Source organism: Gemmatimonadales bacterium (assembly GCA_030697825.1).
Classification (GTDB): domain Bacteria; phylum Gemmatimonadota; class Gemmatimonadetes; order Gemmatimonadales; family JACORV01; genus JACORV01.
Window position 1 is genome coordinate 1 of the sequence record JAUYOW010000048.1, and the last position, 16,985, is coordinate 16,985.

The 16,985-nt window shown below is 70.3% G+C and carries 14 protein-coding genes; 3 read left to right on the forward strand and 11 right to left on the reverse strand.

Annotated elements, in window-relative coordinates:
- On the forward strand, positions 1-3,124 hold a 3,124-nt coding region (locus Q8Q85_01900), incomplete at its 5' end, for an error-prone DNA polymerase (protein ID MDP3772998.1).
- A gap of 65 nt (positions 3,125-3,189) precedes the next feature.
- On the opposite strand, the gene Q8Q85_01905 is transcribed toward Q8Q85_01900, so the two are convergent.
- The 8 genes from Q8Q85_01905 to Q8Q85_01940 all read right to left on the reverse strand — a co-directional run bounded on the left by Q8Q85_01905 (position 3,190) and on the right by Q8Q85_01940 (position 11,840).
- A complete protein-coding gene (locus tag Q8Q85_01905) occupies positions 3,190-4,398 on the reverse strand; it encodes a 4-hydroxy-3-methylbut-2-enyl diphosphate reductase (protein ID MDP3772999.1) in 1,209 nt (402 codons plus the stop codon).
- Between the two features lie 9 nt (positions 4,399-4,407).
- Positions 4,408-5,649 (reverse strand): glycosyltransferase family 4 protein, encoded by a 1,242-nt coding sequence (locus tag Q8Q85_01910; protein MDP3773000.1) that lies wholly within the window; start codon positions 5,647-5,649, stop codon positions 4,408-4,410.
- Positions 5,650-5,870: 221 nt separating this feature from the next.
- Positions 5,871-6,596, reverse strand: coding sequence for a methyltransferase domain-containing protein (locus Q8Q85_01915; protein ID MDP3773001.1), 726 nt, complete (start codon positions 6,594-6,596; stop codon positions 5,871-5,873).
- A gap of 3 nt (positions 6,597-6,599) precedes the next feature.
- On the reverse strand, positions 6,600-7,667 hold the full coding sequence (locus tag Q8Q85_01920) for a glycosyltransferase family 4 protein (protein ID MDP3773002.1): 1,068 nt from the start codon (positions 7,665-7,667) through the stop codon (positions 6,600-6,602).
- A 52-nt stretch (positions 7,668-7,719) separates the two neighbouring features.
- Positions 7,720-8,697 carry a CPBP family intramembrane metalloprotease gene (locus Q8Q85_01925; protein ID MDP3773003.1) on the reverse strand — a complete coding sequence of 326 codons (978 nt, stop codon included), beginning with the start codon at positions 8,695-8,697 and terminating at the stop codon, positions 7,720-7,722.
- The gene (locus Q8Q85_01930) at positions 8,694-9,218 is read right to left on the reverse strand and encodes a hypothetical protein (GenBank protein ID MDP3773004.1); all 525 of its coding nucleotides are present in this window, start codon (positions 9,216-9,218) and stop codon (positions 8,694-8,696) included. The genes Q8Q85_01925 and Q8Q85_01930 overlap by 4 nt, the downstream gene beginning before the upstream one ends.
- Before the next feature lie 34 nt (positions 9,219-9,252).
- Positions 9,253-11,427, reverse strand: a complete 2,175-nt coding sequence (locus tag Q8Q85_01935; GenBank protein ID MDP3773005.1) for a hypothetical protein — start codon at positions 11,425-11,427, stop codon at positions 9,253-9,255.
- Entirely contained in the window at positions 11,424-11,840 is a 417-nt protein-coding gene (locus Q8Q85_01940; protein ID MDP3773006.1) for a helix-turn-helix domain-containing protein, read from the reverse strand. The genes Q8Q85_01935 and Q8Q85_01940 overlap by 4 nt, the downstream gene beginning before the upstream one ends.
- 310 nt (positions 11,841-12,150) lie before the next feature.
- Between Q8Q85_01940 and Q8Q85_01945 the strand changes: the two genes are divergently transcribed.
- Positions 12,151-12,738, forward strand: a complete 588-nt coding sequence (locus Q8Q85_01945) for a TetR/AcrR family transcriptional regulator (protein MDP3773007.1) — start codon at positions 12,151-12,153, stop codon at positions 12,736-12,738.
- On the opposite strand, the gene Q8Q85_01950 is transcribed toward Q8Q85_01945, so the two are convergent.
- The 3 genes from Q8Q85_01950 to Q8Q85_01960 are packed head-to-tail and all read right to left on the reverse strand — an operon-like array spanning position 12,671 to position 16,529.
- On the reverse strand, positions 12,671-15,223 hold the full coding sequence (locus tag Q8Q85_01950) for a DEAD/DEAH box helicase (protein ID MDP3773008.1): 2,553 nt from the start codon (positions 15,221-15,223) through the stop codon (positions 12,671-12,673). The genes Q8Q85_01945 and Q8Q85_01950 overlap by 68 nt on opposite strands.
- Before the next feature lie 5 nt (positions 15,224-15,228).
- Positions 15,229-16,311, reverse strand: coding sequence for an ATP-dependent 6-phosphofructokinase (locus Q8Q85_01955; GenBank protein ID MDP3773009.1), 1,083 nt, complete (start codon positions 16,309-16,311; stop codon positions 15,229-15,231).
- Positions 16,302-16,529: a SelT/SelW/SelH family (seleno)protein gene (locus Q8Q85_01960; GenBank protein MDP3773010.1), complete on the reverse strand. Its 228-nt coding sequence runs from the start codon at positions 16,527-16,529 to the stop codon at positions 16,302-16,304. The genes Q8Q85_01955 and Q8Q85_01960 overlap by 10 nt, the downstream gene beginning before the upstream one ends.
- A 211-nt stretch (positions 16,530-16,740) precedes the next feature.
- Between Q8Q85_01960 and Q8Q85_01965 the strand changes: the two genes are divergently transcribed.
- The gene (locus tag Q8Q85_01965) at positions 16,741-16,878 is read left to right on the forward strand and encodes a hypothetical protein (protein MDP3773011.1); all 138 of its coding nucleotides are present in this window, start codon (positions 16,741-16,743) and stop codon (positions 16,876-16,878) included.
- Positions 16,879-16,985: the final 107 nt, after the last annotated feature.

Consider the following 16,985-nt stretch of genomic DNA (forward strand, 5'->3'; position numbering starts at 1 on the left):
GCGCTGGGCCGAGGCGGGCAAGGAGCACGGCGTCGAGGCCATCATCGGCCTGGAGCTCACGGTTGGAGCGGGCACAGCCGCACCGCCGCACCGCCGCACCGAGAGGGCCCAGTGCGCCGGTGCGCCCGTGCGGCTGTGCCCGCTGTCACACCTCACGCTGCTCGCGATGTCAAAGGGCGGCTACCGCAACCTTTCCCGCCTCGTCACCGCGGCGCGCAGCGGCGATCGTGGCGCCCCCGCCGTTTCGTGGTTCGACGTCGAACGCCACGCCGCGGGACTCTTCTGCCTCACCGGCTGTCCTTTCGGCGAGGTCCCGCAGCGCCTCGCCAAGGGGGACGACGCCGGCGCCCGCGAGTGCCTCGGCCGGCTCGCGGAGGTCTTCGGCGGGAACGTCGCGGTCGAGTGCTGGGATCACGCGCTCGCCGAGGAGCGCGCGCTGATCCCCAGGCTCATCGCGCTCGCCGGCTCGCTCGACCTCGCCTGGCTCGTCACCAACGACGTCCATTACGCGACCCCGAAGGGGCGCATAGTCCACGACGTGCTGACCTGCCTGCGCCACCGGACGACGCTCGACCAGGCGGGCACCCTGCTCCGGCCCAACGGCCAGTGGTATCTCAAACGCCCGGAGAAGACGGCGCACCACTGGCGCCACTACCCCGAAGGCCTCGCCGCCACGCGCGACGTCGCCGAGCGGTGCGCTTTCCGGATGGGCCAGCTCACCCCCGCGCTCCCCACGTTCCCGCTGCCGCCCGGCGTCACCGCAGACGACTACCTCGCCTCGCTGGTGGCCTCCGGGGCACGCGAACGGTACGGCTCCCGGCTCACGGCTCGTCATCGCCAGCAGCTCCGCCACGAGCTGGACATCATCGCGCGCCTGGGCCTGGCGGGCTACTTCCTCATCGTCTGGGACATCGTGCGCGAGGCCAACCGCCTCGGCGTGCTGGCGCAGGGACGCGGGTCCGCCGCCAACTCCGCCGTCTGCTACTGCCTCGGCATCACCGCCGTGGACCCGATCGGGATGGAGCTGCTGTTCGAGCGCTTCCTCTCGGAGGAGCGGCGCGACCCGCCCGATATCGACATCGACTTCGCTCACCGCGACCGCGAGCAGGTCATCCAGTACGTCTACCGCCGCTACGGGCGCGACCACGCCGCCATGGTCTGCGAGGCCATCACCTACCGCGGTCGTGCCGCGGTGCGCGACGCGGCGCGCGTCCTCGGCTTCTCCGTGCAGCAGGCCGAGAAGTTGGCCGACGAGGCGGACCGCGACGGGGCGAGAGAGACGGGCGAGAAGCTCGCCGACGGCGGCGCAGCGGCAGCCGACCTCGACCCCACGGACCATCGCGTGCAGCGGCTGGCCGAAGTCGTCCGCGGCCTGCACCAGCTCCCGCGGCACCGTTCGATCCACGTGGGCGGCTTCGTCCTCTCGAGGGAGCCGCTGGCTCACGTCGTCCCCATCGAGCCGGCCGCGATGCCGGAGCGCACCGTCATCCAGTGGGACAAGGACGACCTCGACCCGGTGCGCCTCATCAAGATCGACCTCCTCGGCCTCGGCATGCTCACGCTGATCCAGGACGCGATCAAGCTCATCCGCGAGACCCGCGGCGTCACGATCGACCTCGCGAAGCTCCCGATGGACGACCCGGCCGTCTACGACATGATCTGCCGCGCCGACACGGTGGGCGTCTTCCAGATCGAGTCGCGAGCGCAGATGAACACCCTGCCACGCCTCGCGCCGCGGAAGTTCTACGACCTGGTGGTGGAAGTGGCGCTCATCCGGCCCGGGCCCATCCAGGGCGAGATGGTCCACCCGTACCTCAGGCGTCGTGCGGGGGAGGAACCGGTCACCTACCCGCACCCCTCGCTCGAGCCGATCCTCGAGCGCACCCTCGGCGTGCCGCTCTTCCAGGAGCAAGGGATGCAGGTAGCGATCGCCGCCGCGGGCTTCACGCCGGGCGAGGCCGACGAGTTGCGCCGCGCGATGGGCCACAAGCGCTCGCACGAGCGCATGGCGAAGATCTGCCGGAAGCTCATCGACGGCATGGCGAAGCACGGGATCGAGCCCGACGTCGCGCGGCGGATCTTCAACCAGATCTCCGCCTTCGCCGACTACGGTTTCCCCGAGAGCCACGCCGCGAGCTTCGCGCTGCTCGTCTACGCCTCGTCGTACCTCAAGCACTACTACCCGGTCGAGTTCACCTGCGCGCTCCTCAACGCGCAGCCGATGGGTTTCTACTCGCCGGGCACGATCGTGGAAGACGCGAGACGGCACGGCGTGGAAGTGCGCGGCGTGGATGTGATGCGGAGCGGATGGGACTGTACGGTGGAAGACAGCGGGCAAAGGCGCACGGGCGCACCGGGGCACAGAGACTGCGTCGTCGCCTCGACTGTGCGGCCGTGCGTCCGTGCGCCCGTGCCCTCTGCCCTGCGCATCGGTCTTCGCTACATCCACGGCCTCGGGGCGAAGGCGAAGGAGTGCCTCGAGCCGCTGCTGAGCGGCCGGCGCCCCGACTCGCTCGAAGGGTGGGTGCGCGCCGGCGGCCTCAACGTCGCCCAGCTCCGCTCGCTCGCCGAGGCCGGCGCATTCGACTCACTCTGGCCCAACCGCCGCTCGGCGTTCTGGGAGCTGCTCAAGCACGCGCGCGGCGCCGCCGGCCCGCTCGCCCCTGTGACGGGCGACCGCCGTCCCGCGCCGGTGCCGCCCTTCGCACCGATCGAGCTCACCGAGGCCGACTACCGCGTGACCGGTCTTTCTCCCGCCGGCCACCCCATGCGCCACCTGCGCGAGGCGATGCACCGACGCGGCGTCACCACCGCCGCCGGCCTCGCGCGCCGGAAGGACGGCGATTGGGTCTCCGTCGCTGGCATCGTCATCTGCCGCCAGCGGCCCGGCACCGCGAAGGGGTTCTGCTTCGTGACGCTGGAAGACGAGACCGGCCTCGCCAACATCGTGATCACGCCCCAGCTCTTCGAGGCGAACAAGAAGCTCGTCGTCCGCTCACCCCTGCTCGTGGTCCGCGGCATCCTTCAGGAAGAACAGGGCGTGCTCAACGTACGCGGGAAGAAGTTCGCGGCACCGGACCCGAAGGCCGGCGCCGCGTTCGTGGAGTCACATGACTTTCATTGACGGGAGCCGGGAGCCGTACCTTGGGTGGCACACTGAAGGTCCGGCTCCCGGCTCCCGGCTCCCGCCTAACTGTTCATCGCCACCACCACTTCGATTCCCCGCGTCGCGAAGACCCGCTCGATGACTTCGCCCACCCGGTTGTTGGGCGTCGAAGCGCCGGCGGTAACGCCGACTACCCGCGCGTCCGCGGGCAGCCAGTCAGCGGCCAGGGCCGCCTCGTGCGCGCCTGCCGGCTTGTGCCGGATCGTACGAGCCTCCGGTGAGATGCACGCCGAGTCCTCAACGTGGTAAGTCGGCGCCCGCTCAGCGCACAACGCCGCGAGGTGGTTCGTGTTGCTCGAGTTGTATCCGCCGATGACGACCGCGACGTCTACGCCGCCCTCCAGCATCCGCAGCACCGCGTCCTGCCGGTCCTGCGTGGCCGAGCATATCGTGTCGAAGCTTCGGAACCGATTGTGCGCCTCCGCCTCGCCGTAGCGCGCTACCATCGCCCGGCGCACCTCGGCCGCGATGGCCAGCGACTCGCTCGACAGCATCGTCGTCTGGTTCGCCACCCCGACCCGCTGGAGGTCGCGCACCGGATCGAAGTCCGGCGACGCCGCTTTCCTGAACCGCTCGCGCAGCACGCCCGCGCCCCCACCCCGCTCGATGAAGTCGCAGACCGCGCGCGCCTCGGCCATGTCCCGCACCACCACGTAGCGTCCACCCGGATACTTCGTGACTTGCGACGCGGTGGCCTTCGTCTCCTCGTGCACGTACTTGCCGTGGATGAGCGCCGTGAAGCCGTCCTTCGAGTAGCTCTCCACGCGCTTCCAGACGTTGAGCACCGACCCGCACGTCGTGTCCACCAGCACGCAGCCGAGGGCACGCAGGCGGTCGAAATCGCCCTTCGTCACACCGAACGCCGGCAGGATCACGACGTCGTCGGCAGTCACGGCAGACAGGTCGAATTCGCCCTCGGTAGTGCGTTCGAGGAGGACGATGCCCATGTCGGCGAGCTTCCGGTTCACGTGGGGGTTGTGGATGATCTCCCCGACCAGGAAGATCCGGCGGCCGGGGAACTTGGTCCGTGTCTCGTAGGCATACTCGACCGCGCGGTCCACGCCGTAACAGAACCCGAACTCCTTGGCCAGCCGCACGGTGAGGCCTTCAACGGTCAACTCGTAGCCCCGCGCCCGCACCTCGTCCACGAGAGCGCTGTGGTAATCGTCCGTCAGCGCGCCCTGGATCTCGCCCTTGAGGCCGAATCCCTTGCGGAAATAGGTCTGATCCATCGCTGGAATCTAGCGCCTCGGGCCATGCGACGCGCCACTCCCGTTGGGAAGGACCGCTGTCACGCGGTCAGCGAACTCCACGGTCTCGCGGGCGAAGCGATCCCAGTTATAGTGCGTCTCCACGGCCTGCCTGGCGGCACGTCCCGTCTTGAGCAGAAGCGTGGGGTCGCCGAGCAGGCGGCGGATCGCCGCGGCGGCGGCGGCTGGATCGGTCGGAGGGACGAGGAAGCCCGTCTCCCCATCCCGGACGGCCGAACGCACGCCTCCAGAGTCACCGGCCACGCTCGGCGTCCCACTCGCTGCCGCTTCGACGAACGCGATGCCAAAGCCCTCGGCCTGCACACCCTCCTCGCGCGACAGGCCGACGTACACGGTCGCCGTCGCGTAGGCCTCGGCGATCTCGTCGTCCGAGAGACTTCCGGCGAACACCACGCGATCGGCAACGCCGGCCTGCTCGGCGATCGCCGCCAACCGGCCGGCGTCGTCGCCAGCGCCGACCACGAGATACCTGACGTTGGGCGGCAACGCGGCCAGAGCCCGCAACGCGACGTCCTGGCCTTTGTGGGGGACGAGACGGGCGACGGTCAGCAGAAGCGGCGCATCGCCGAACCCGAAGCGCCGGCGCAACGAGCCGGTGTCACGATCGGGCCGGAAGAAGGCGGGGTCCGTGCCCAAGTCGATGGCCGCTACCGGAGGCGGCCGACGCACGCCAGCTTCGCGCATGACAGTACGTGCCAGCTCGGCGCTCCAGGCCGATATCGCGACGATGCCGGCACTGTCGCCGAGGATACGCCGCGCGGCCCAGCGCTTCAGCGGGTGGTCCGCGATCTTGCGCCACTCCTTCACTAGGTCGAGGCCGTAGGCGTACACCAGATAGGGCACGGCAGTGCGGCGGTGGGCGTACCAGACCGCGTAGCCGGCCGGCCGGATGTTGCCACAGTGCAGGACGGCCCCAGGCTGCGCAACGAGGCGGCGCGCCCAGCGTAGCTGGCTTACCAGGCGCTTCGCGCCCGCGCGTGCGAAAGGCATCCGCTCGATCGGATAGCCCTCGCCCCTGTCGAAGGCTAGCGCATCGCCCTGGTAGACAGTGGACACCCGCACGCCTCCAGCGTGTGCCAGACGGCGGCACAGCTCCACATGCAGGCGGGCGATGCCGCCGAGCTCGGGGGCGTAGTTCTGCGTGACGAAGAGGTGTCGCGGCCTCGGCGCAGCTTCTCCCGGCTGCGGCGTGGCCCTCGAGAGTGGTGGCATGTCCAGTCAATCTGGCGGCCGTTGGCCGGCAGCGACAGCGGGTAGCCAGCGCCGGCGCATCAGCCTCGTGAACGCACCGACGACCCACGACCACGTGCCGGCACTCCTTCAACCTATCGTCGGCGATGAGGCCGAATCGGGAACTGCCGTACGCGCCCTCGCCCGGCCCCAAGCGCAAGGTCGCAGGCACCGGCGGAGACGCCGCGCCCTCGGGCCGGGTGTCACACGGCGCGGCACCGGAAGCAAAGGGTATGGCCAAACAGGAACCGCCGGTCCGTGAGCACGCGCCCGTGTTCCTGCTCCGCTGGCCGCCGTACTGCGAGCCGAGTGGCCAGGGTCACGATAGGCGCCAGCCACGCCCACGGCAGGCTTCCCTTCACCACGCGGTTCGTCTCCAGCCGTTCGATGGCGAACCCGGTCCGTGACAGGAAATACGCGAGTATTGGGTAGGTGAGCAACATGATGTGCTCGAGCCCCGTAATGGCCTCGGCCGGGTCGAAGGGCCGCGGCGCCGAGCTCCAGAACCCGGTGAGGAGCATCCTGACCCGCGAGGCCAAGTGAAGCACGTTCGGCGTGGTGAGCACCAGCCGGCCACCCGGACGCAGCACGCGCCGCATCTCGCGCAGCGCGTCCACCGGGCGCTCGAGGTGCTCGATCCCCTCGACGCATGCCACGTAGTCGAAGCTCGCATCCGCGAACGGGAGCGTGCGGCTCAGGTCGGCACAGAGTCTCCGCGCCCCGACCTCGCGACCCGGCCGCCGGTCGAGGTCGCCGGCCACGACCACGAACCCCATCGCCGCCAACTCCTGCGCGAGCGCCCCCGCGCCCGCCGGGCAGTCGAAGACGCGGCCGCGACGCCACTGCCCGAACCACGACAGGACCTTGGCATGGGTCTGGGGAGAGGCGTTGAGCGGGATCCCCGAACGCGAGACGCGCGCGCGGCCCATCGCCTACCGGCCCAGCGCGCGGCGATACACGCCAAGCGTCCCTTCCGCCATCTGCTCCACACCGAACCGGCTAACGCCGACCCGCCCTGCTTCACCCATCGCGGCCCGTCGCCCCGCATCGCCACAGAGGCTGGCGATCGCGGCCCCGAGCGCCGCCGCCTCTCCCACCGGCACCAGCAGTCCCGTCACCCCGTGCTCCACCACGTCGCCGATGCCGCCCGCGCTGGTCGCCGCGACCGGCTTGCCGCACGACATCGCGTCCAGCAGCACCGTGCCCAGTCCCTCCTCACGAGAGCTCAGGACGAAGACGTCGCACGCCGCGATGAGTGCGTCGGCGTCGGAGCGCTGCCCCGCCAGGTGCAGCACGCCGCCGAGCCCTAGAGTGTCACGCTCGCGGCGCACTTCGCCGGCCAGCGGGCCGTCACCTACGAGCAGCGCCTGAAGATCGGCGTCCCTGACAGCCGCGGCGATCGCGCGAACAAAGGTGAGCGGCGCCTTGTGTCGCACCAGCGCCGCCACCATTACGACCAGTGGAGCGCCAGGCCGGACGCCCAGCGCTCCCAGCGTCGCTGCCGGCGCCGGCACGATCGTCCTCGTCAGGTCAACGCCGGACGGCACGACGGCGATGCGTTCGCGCACGATGCCGCTCGCCACGAGCACGTCGCGCACCGCGCTCGAGATGGCGATAAGGCCCGCCACGCGGTCGTACTTCCACCGCGTCCCGGCATTGCGCCGCAGCGGGAAGTCAACGCGCCGCGTGGCCACCAGCGCCGCGTGGGTACGCAGCGTCGCCAGCGCTCCCAGCCCCACGGCGTGGGCGGTGTGGGCGTGCACGATGTCCGCGTCCGCGTCGATGATTCGCCCCGCCAACCGCCACGCGGCGAGCGGATCCACCTCGAAGCGCGGCGATGTCGGCCAGGTCTCGATGCCTTCCGCGTGAGCCGCCGCGAAGAGCTCGCCCTCGGGCCGCGCCGCGACTATCGAACGGTGTCCCCGGGCGCGAAGTTCGCGGGCGAGCCAGAACGCCTGCCGTTCCCCACCGCGCCACCCGCGCTCGGTATCGAGATGCACGACGCAGAGCGGCGCATCGGCTCCGGCGTAGGGCCGGTCGTGAGACGGCGCGTCAGGAATGGAGGAACGTACTCCAGATCCAGTCGATCGTGCCGTGCGTCACCGCCGCCGCGGTCAGCTTCCGGGTGCGCTGGTACACCCAACCGTACGCGAGGCCGGCCAAGGTCGCCAGGAGCGCGTACCGCCAGTTGGGCCACGGACTCTTGACGATGTGAGACAAACCGAAGACCACCGACGCCACGAGGAGACCGACCCTCGGCGTCCAGATCCGCGTGAAAGCTTCCTGCATCAGACCCCGGAACAGCAGCTCCTCCGGAAGACCGACGAACAGGATGAGCCCGAACAGCCGCGCCGCGGACGGAAGCACTCCGAGCCATTTCGTCTCGAATTGCAGGAACCCGACGGCCAGTCCGAGCGGCAGAGCGACCGCGACGATCATCGCCACACCCGCCAAGGCGATGGCGATCTCCCGCATCCTGAGTCCGACCCGGACGTCAAGGCTCTTCAGCGGACGCACCACCAGGAAGATGAACAGGCCAAGGTCTATGGCGGCGAGGTAAGCGAGCCCCACCTGCGTCCCGCCGGGAACGCGGATGCGGAGCGCGCGGTCCCAGACGCCCGCCAGCATCCAGACCCCGAGCGCGCTGAGCAGGATCCGGCCGGCCGACGGCTCGGCGTCACCCTCGCCTCGCACGCCTGCCATCGCGATCGCTATGCACGCCGGCCATAGCAGCGCGTTGTACCATGCACCGGTACCGCCCGCGATCCCGACGGCAGCCCCGTACGCGGCGAGTCCCGCCGCGATCCACCCTGCCAGCGCCGGCCGGGCTGCGACCGCCCCGCGCATGCGTCCCTGTGCATCCGGCAGGAGCAGCGCCATGTACGGCACCACCGCCAGCCAGAGGAAGCCGAGCCAGGGCCAGCGCGCGGCGCTGCCTCCGCTCATCACCAGGAGCGCGGCCAGCGTCAGCGCGCCCACTACGAGCCCGGCCGCACCGTCACGATCGCGCAGCCTGCTTGAGAGCGTCACCGGGACGGGGTAGTCGAGTTGCAGCCGGCCGTGACGGGCACCGCACGAAAGCTGCCGGTCACCCGCACCGGCGAGCCGTCCGCTGCTTCGGATATCACGTCGAGGCGCCCGGTCGCCGCCGCTACGGCCTCGACTCTCACCGTCCCGCTCACTCCCAGGAGCGCGGGTCCGACACTGTCTCCCATCGACCGCAGCACCGCCGCCGCGGTGCCGGCGCCCTCGAGCCCGCGGCGTACGGTGAAGGTGCGCGGTGCGGTGATCGGCCACGCGACGCGCAGCGCGATTCCTCCGGTCCACGCGCGATCCACCGCCACGATCACGAGCGCACTGTCGGACTCGCACCAGGTCGCGCGCGCCGGCGCCTCGACCAGCCGCGCCGATCCGCGGCCCTCGCGCTCCATGAGCAGCCGGCCCGTCCGTCCGCCCGCCCCCGTGACCTCGTCGTGGTCACCCGCGCACGCGACCAGCGCGCCGGAGATGCACGCTCCGGCCGCCCGGATGAGGATCGGCCTTATCGACATGGTGAAGGAACCTACGAACGCGCAGCGCGGTTGCCTAGCGGCGCGCTCCGAGGATCAGGTCGAAGCGCCAGTCGGCGCCACCGATCAGAGGCCGAGCCGCCTGAAAGCGCACCGTGCCGCGCAGCGCCGAAAGGGCGACGCCGGCAGAGGCCGAGGGGTCCCCGCTGAACGAAAGGCCGCGCGCTGCCGCCTGCCCGACATCCACGAACCCGACGGGAGAGATGAGCCGCCGCCTCCGGAACCCCACATCCACACCAAGGGACCACGCCGATACACCCTGGAAGGTGCCCGCGTCGTACCCGCGCAAGGTGCGGGCGCCGCCCAGCCGGAACCGGCGCTGGGGAACGCTGTCGCCGGCACTTGCGCCCGCCGTGCCGTAGGCGGTCAGGTCCAGACGCAATGGAAGGGTCGAGCGCAGGGTCGCTGCGAGCCACGCGCGTCCCATCGCCCGCTCGCCCGCCGTCCCCTCGAGGCCCGCGCGCCACGAGAGAGCCGGACCGCCGCCGGCCGCCTCGGCGCTCCCCGTCACGAAGGTTCCGGCGAGCACCGGCTGGTTCGGCTGAAAGGCCCCGTCGCCGCCGAGGAAGTCGTTCACTCCGGACCTCGCGAGACGTCGAGGAGCAGACTCTCGTGCGGCCCGCAGCTCGAAGGTGAGATCCGCCCGATGGCCCCACGGCCGCTGGTGCCGGACCTCGGCGCCCTGCGAGAAGACGTACGCCCCGTCGTCATGCGCGAACCAGGCCGATGAGAACGTGTTGCCGGACGTCAGGCCCGGCGCCAATGGGTCCGCATCCCGCATTTCGCGGAACACCGCGAGCTCGGTGCGCACGCCGGGTGCGTCGCGCCGCAGACCCAGCCAGCCCTGGAACCGCCGGTCAGTGAAGGCGTAACGGCCTCGTACGTTGGCCGTGACGAACGGAGCGCCCAGACGCCATGCGTATCCCCCGCCTAACGACAGCCCCTCGGCACGATTGTAGCGCGAGATGTCCGCCAGCCGATCCACGGCGAAGGTGAGCCGAGGGCGGCCCGTCAATTCCACCGGCAGCCGCTCCAGTGTGCCCATCAGCTCTCGGCGTGCATCCTCGAGCCGCTGCACATCCTCGGCCTCCTGACCGAGTCGCATCGTGTCCGTCCAGCCCCGGTAGGCCCGCAGCGTCGAATCCGGTGGCACGATCACTTCGTACCGCCCGCCCGGCCAGCGCCCGGAGCGCACATAGCCGCGCGCTCTGGCGAGCCGCGCGAGCGAGTCTGCGCGCTCACTGCGCTGCTGACGGCGCTGTTCACGCCGTTCCTCCCGGCTGAGTGGTCGCCGGCGCTCCGCGCTGCCCGTGTCGGGCAGTGGGACCGTGAACGCGATGGGCCCCGCGTGATTGACGCGCATGTTGCGGAACGACGTGATGAAGTGGATGGGAACGATGACGCTCGTGATCCACGGCAGCTCTACGTTCAGCGTCAGCGACTGCCTGAACGGAAGCCAGTATCGGTTTTCGAACAGGCCGTACTCGAGGTCGGCGGTCACCCGAAGCACCCGCATGCCCATGGCGTTCGCGCGATCGGCCTGCACGCTGTCGCGGTGGGTCGTCCCTTCCGGATCGGCCCAAAGCTTGCGCCCCACGAACGCGAAGGTGAGGCGCACCGTCTCGGCCGTCTCCGCGTCCAACCAGATCTCGCCGGCTATCAGCGCCGCGTCGGAGCGCGTCGGCGTGACCCGCACCCCGATGGCGCGCACCGTGCGCCCCGGCAGCGCCAGCTCGATCGAATCCTCGATGGCGTAGCGGTAGTAGGCGTCGCCATCCGAGGCTAGCGGATGGATCGCGGCGCGGGTGGGGAAGTCCTGGCCCAGGAGCCGGATGCTGTCACCCAGAAACCGCGGGATGAACCACGGTCGCGTCCAACCCACGTCGACTCGCATGCCCACGAGTGCGGTCTGCGTGCGCTGACCGAGCGTCACGACGCGCACGTCGTTCGGCGCCTGCCAGGAGAGTTCCGCCTCCTGTTCGAGGGCGGCCAGCGGGATCAGGCGCGCGAAATGCCCCCGGCCGACGTTGGCGGCGAAGCGCGTCCTGATCGTGGCCTGATAGTTCTGTACCGCGGCGTCCAGCTGCCGATGGCGCTCGCGCGCCCTCGCGATGAGGGCGGCGGTTGACGAGTCAGGGAAGGGCGCAGCCTGGGTTTGCCACGCGAAAGCAATGGCGAGGCCGAGCGTCATTCCTCGCTGACGGACCTGAGGTGGTCGGGACGAGTGAGGCCGTACCGCTTGAGCCGCCGCCACAACGTGGTGCGGCTGATGCCCAGCTTGCGCGCGACCACCGCCAGCTGCCAACCCGACTCCGCGAGGGCGAGCTCGATGTCCTGGCGCTCGCGTTCCGCGAGCGTGAGGGCCGAGCCCGGGCGCGGGATGACCACCACCGCGGCGCCACCCAGCCGCTGCTCCCGCGCGACCGCGGCCAGCGGATGGCGCATCACGTCCGCTCGGCTCGAGGGAACTCCCCTTCCGAACAGCTCACGAGCGCCTCGGTTGGCGTGCACCACGGCGCCGGCGCCGTCGCAGACCACGACCGCGTCGCTCACGGCGTCCAGCGCGTTGACGAGCATATCGGCGTTGACCGACTGCAGGATCATGAAGGGCCCACCCCGGTTGCCGGCTGGTGCCACTACGCATGTAGCACCGGCATGGTTTCGCTCTGGGACGCTAGACCCCCTCCGAGGGAGGCCGAAACGCCGTGCCTAGTTGGCGACCGGCGGTCTGCTCGCCCCAGGTCGCCAGCGCCAGGCCGTAGAGGATGGGTCCCGTCGGCCAGCGCCGCCCTGGCAGTGACGCGCTCCTCGAGAATGAGAGGGGCCGCGACGGCGGTGATCGGCGGCTGGAAACGGTCCAACTCACCGAGTTCCCCTTGACTTGATACCGTATCTGACTGAATACTCAGTCAGCATGAAACGTGCTGCCCTTACGCAAGATAGGATCATTGACGCAGCCGTAGACGCCATAGCGGAACGCGGCGTTGGGTCGCTGACGGTTGCCGAGGTCGCCGGCAGCTGCGGTGTTTCGAGCGCGCTCGTGTACTACCACTTCTCCACCAAGGAGAAGCTGCTGCGAGCTGCGGCAGGCCGCCTCGCGGGTGCCAGGGCTCGGGATCGCGCCAAGGCGTTCCGATCCCGCGGCCTCTCCGCCCTCGACGAACATTGGCGCTTCATCGAGGAGGGGGTGGCGAGTCGTTCGGAGCAAGCCTGGCACGACGTGGTGGTTCTGTCGCGCAACGATCGAGCCGTCGCGGTAGAGATCGAAAAGGTCCGCGAACCAGAATGGCGGGCTCTCGTCCAGCGCCTGCCCGAGCTGTTCCTGGAGCTGGGGTCGGTGCCTCCCGCACCCGTGGAAGAGGTCGCCGTCGCCATCCTCGCCTTTGCCGACGGCGTGGCGCTCGGCCTCGCCGCCGGCACACCGCGCGAAGCGCTCAGGTCCGCCTACGACGCCTTTTGGCTCGCGCTGATTGCCGCGGGCCAATCCGCCGCCCGGCGTTGAGCTCGCGGCGCAGCTCTTCCAGCGACCCCGCGCGTAACGCAGGGTCCTTGCCACGCACCACCGTGAACGCCAGCGGCCGGTCGAGGGCGGGAAGGTCCTCCGGCCTGAGGCTCCGCGCGAGTCCCTCCTTCACTCGCACCCGCACGATCGCGCGCTCGCCGTCGATCTCGTAGGCGAGCGGGCACCGCTCACCCGCCAGCTGGATCCACGAAGGCAGCCCCTCCAGCGCGCGCCGCTCCGCCGCAGGCGCGAACTCCTCCACCGTGAGCGCCAGGTCCGCGCTCAGGAAGTCCTCGAACCGCGCCATGTTCTTGAGCCGCGCGCCGAGCGCCGCCCGCACGCCTGCACCCGAGGCGCTCGTCAGCGCGCCGCCCGAACGCCGGTACAACTCGCCAAGCCGCTCCAGCGTGTGACGCAAAGCGCGCGCGTCCTTGTGCCGCGCGGCGCCGGTCATCACCGCTTCCACGAGGGCGGCCCGCGACGGCCCCAGGAGATCCGGCGGGATGCGGTCCAGGACCTCCAGCTCCTTGTCCAGCTCGAAGCCGAAAAAGCGCAGGCGCCGGAGCGCTACGAGCGGCGTGCGCTTCTGACGCGCGTCGTATACCACCTCCGGCGCGTCCGGTCGCGCGTAATGGCGGATGAGATCGAACGGCAACTGCGTTCCCTCGACGGCCGCCCTGGCCACGCCTTGGCGGTCGGCGAAGTAGCGGATCGCGCCCGCCACGCCGCCCCACGTGCCGCACACCGATCCGCGGGAGACCCGCACCGGATCGCCGGTCGCCGTCTGTTCATCGATGACGAGGTCGAGGGGCATCACCCGCGCCAGCAGGTCCTGGAACCTTCGCAGCACGCTCTCGTCAGCGTGAGCGAGCCGCGCCGGCAACGAAAGCTCCAGGGCGCGATGCACCGAGGCGAAACCCAGTGCCGCGTCCTCGATCGCCTTCATGAGAACGCCACGCTCCTCGGCCCAGGACGCCAGCGACTCGCCGAACACGTGCCGCTCGAGCCCGTACACCTCGCCGACCGAACCGTGGCGGTTCACCGCTTCGGCGTAGACGTTGTAGGCCGTGAGGTGGTCCGACCCCGGCACGATCAGCCCGCGCAGCATCCGCTCTTCCCGCGTCATGCGGTGCAGCGAGTCCACCGCCGCGATCACCGCGACCACGGGGATGAGGTCGGTGTCGGCGTGAAGGAGGAGCTCGGCCCACTGACGATCGACCGGCAGCTCCTCCACCTCGATCCCGTAGGTTGTGAGCGCGCCGTTCTCAACGATGCCGCGCCGTTCGAGCAGCTCCACCGCGGCCGCGTACGCGCGCCGGTCCAGCGCGACCGGCAGGTCGAGGTCGCGGGCGTCCACGCCCAGCGCCGCACAGGTGAGCGCGACCCGCTCCGTGTCGCCGGCCAGCTGGAACTCGGGGGGCTGCGGCTCGAGCTTGGCGAAGTCCAGGTCGCGCTCGGTCAGGATGGTCACCTCGCCGCCCTCGACCCGTCCGTGCACGCGCCCCGCCATTTGGAGGATCTCGTTCGCGCCAAGTGGCAGGCGGGTGAGGACGTTGCGCCCGCGAGTGACCACGTTCTGGTAGCGCGCGTCGAGGATGACGACCGTGTCGAGACCGCGGATGTTGAGCGCCGATTGCCCCGCCGCGGTCATCGCGAGGAGGTAGGGCTTGGGCGCGCTGCCGTCGAGGAACGGCCGGATGACGCGGATCGGCTCGCCGCCGTGATAGAAGGCGGTGGTGAGGGCCGTCCACCGCGCCCCGACCTCGGCCGCCAGTGCCTCCACCTCCGCGCGGGTGGGCACGAACACGGCCACCCCGCGCCGGTCGCGCACCACCCGCTTGAGGAACTTCGGGTCGAGGAAGTCGGCGACCTTCATCGGCACGATCCGAACTCGCGCGGCGCGCGCGGGGTCGAACGCGCTGCTCTCTATGACCCGGCGCGACTCGAGATAGCGGGCGTAGAACGCCGGGTCCACCGTCGCCGACAGCCAGATGAAGCGGCACCCGGCCCGCTTGCCCAAAGCGAGGCACAGTTCGAGCTCGGCCGAGGTCTGGTGGATCTCGTCCACCACCAGCGTGTCGGAACCGGTGATCAGGCCGGCCTGGAACCACCGCCGCGCTATCCCGGTCGTGACGATCACCACGTTCCACGTCGGCGTCTCGGGCGTGGCTTCGCGCTCCCGGTTGACCACGCCGACCCGGAGCGGCGACCGCAGGATCGCTTCGGCCATCGGCCGGACGGCCAGAGTCTTGCCGGTGCCGGTCCCGGCGACGATGCCGAACCCTTCGCCGCTCGCCGCCAACTCCCGGACCTCACTGCCGTGCTCGGTCTCCAGCACGGTCTCGAGCCGAAGGCCCATGGCGAGCTCGATCGTCTCGCAGGCCGCGCGGGTCGGCGCGATCACGATGACGCGTCCCGTGGCGGGACGCGCCGAGTGGAAGGCCTGGCGATCTGGCGGGAGGTAGTGGTCCCGGGCGGGGTGCACGCGCGCTAGTCGCCCAGACAGACGCCTATCTCGCGCGCCGTCAGGATCGTGTCGGCGTCGAGCGGCACCAGCTTGGGCTTCGCGAGCGCATCCTTGAGCGACACGTAACTGACGGTGGGCGGAGTGAGGGCGACCATCACGCCGAACGTCCGCGTCGCGCAGCACCGGATGGCCGCGGCGCCGAATCGCAACGAGAGCAGACGGTCGAAAGTCGTAGGCGTCCCGCCGCGCTGGAGATGGCCGAGGGTGAGCGCGCGAGCCTCCTTGCCGGTGCGCTCCTCGATCGCCTTCGCCACTACCGCGGCGATGCCGCCCAGACGCTCCATCCCGCCGCCTACGGCCGCGGCCGCCTGCACCACGGGCGCTCCGCCCTTCGGCGTCGCCCCCTCCGCCACCACGACCACGCTGAACCTCCGGCCGCGCGCGTCACGCTCCCGGATCTTCCGACACACGCTCTCGATGTCGAACGGGATCTCGGGGATCAGGATGACGTCGGCGCTCCCGGAAACACCGGCGTTGAGCGCGATCCACCCAGCGTACCGACCCATCACTTCCACCACCATCACCCGGTCGTGGCTCTCCGCCGTCGAATGCACCTTGTCGAGCGCGTCCGTCGCAGTCGAGACCGCAGTGTCGAAACCGAACGTCATGACCGTGCCGCTCACGTCGTTGTCGATCGTCTTGGGCACGCCGATCACCGGCAGCCCCTTCTCGAACAACTTTTGCGCGATGCGCAAGCTACCGTCCCCGCCGATCGTCACCAGCGCGTCGAAGCCGTGCGCCGCGAACGCCGCCAGCACGTCGTCCGAGCGGTCGATCTCCTTGATCGACCCGTCCGGCTGTGGCGTCGGCCACTTGAAGGGATCGCCCCGGTTGGTGGTTCCGAGGATGGTGCCCCCGACGTGGGTGATGCCGCGCACCTCGTTGGGACCCAGGGTGAGGACGCGATCGTTGCCGAGCAGCCCGCCGAACCCGCGCTGGATGCCGTACACCGACCAGCCTCGGCCCACCGCCGCCAGCACCGCGCCGCGAATCACCGCGTTCAGCCCCGGCGCATCGCCGCCCCCGGTCGAGAGCGCTATGCGCATTGGTTCACCAGAGCCACGATCTCCCCCGGCTTGGCGTGCCGTCCGAGCGCCTTCTTGGAGAAGACGAGCCTGCCGTCAACGGTGACCTCGAACACCCCGCCCGACGACTGCTGGAGCGATATCTCCGCCTCCGGATACCGTTGCCGGATCTCCGCCGCCAGACCGGCGGCGCGTGGCTCGTAGTTTCAGACGACGCAGTACTCGATGCTGATGCGCATCACGCTCCTCAGGTCCCGACGATTGATTCACACTCTAGCACGGCCACCACTCCGGCGACAGTCCATCGCTTGACGCGCCCCGGTTTGACTCTTAACCTGGCAGGCCCCTGGTTTCGACTTCACGCACACGACACTCTAGGCGCAGCTTCCGCCCCGTCCGTATGTGACTGATTAATCAGTCAGCCTTCGGAAAGTACTGTGGGAGTGGAGTTTGGAAAAGTCATTGGAACAGGAAGGTACGCTCAGCAGGGAAACGCTGGTTCAGATCGGCGTCGTTGCCGGCGCGGTGGTGGCGATCGTCGCGGCCATCTGGACCTCGAGCCTGCCCTCCCCGTTCCCTTGGGCGTAACTTGCGCTGACCGTGGCCGCGGCTGCGGCCACGCGCCAATTCGGCCTGCCTCTTCCGGGCAAGGGGTTCGCGTCCTTCGTGCTGGCAGTGGTGCTGTTCGCCGTCCT

Bases quoted from the DNA above. Each gene is read 5' to 3' on its own strand.
- Q8Q85_01955 (MDP3773009.1), bottom strand. From the start codon at position 16,311: ATGCGCATAGCGCTCTCGACCGGGGGCGGCGATGCGCCGGGGCTGAAC.
- Q8Q85_01945 (MDP3773007.1), top strand. From the start codon at position 12,151: ATGAAACGTGCTGCCCTTACGCAAGATAGGATCATTGACGCAGCCGTA.
- Q8Q85_01915 (MDP3773001.1), bottom strand. From the start codon at position 6,596: ATGGGCCGCGCGCGCGTCTCGCGTTCGGGGATCCCGCTCAACGCCTCT.
- Q8Q85_01935 (MDP3773005.1), bottom strand. From the start codon at position 11,427: ATGACGCTCGGCCTCGCCATTGCTTTCGCGTGGCAAACCCAGGCTGCG.
- Q8Q85_01930 (MDP3773004.1), bottom strand. From the start codon at position 9,218: ATGTCGATAAGGCCGATCCTCATCCGGGCGGCCGGAGCGTGCATCTCC.
- Q8Q85_01905 (MDP3772999.1), bottom strand. From the start codon at position 4,398: ATGGATCAGACCTATTTCCGCAAGGGATTCGGCCTCAAGGGCGAGATC.
- Q8Q85_01940 (MDP3773006.1), bottom strand. From the start codon at position 11,840: ATGATCCTGCAGTCGGTCAACGCCGATATGCTCGTCAACGCGCTGGAC.
- Q8Q85_01910 (MDP3773000.1), bottom strand. From the start codon at position 5,649: ATGCCACCACTCTCGAGGGCCACGCCGCAGCCGGGAGAAGCTGCGCCG.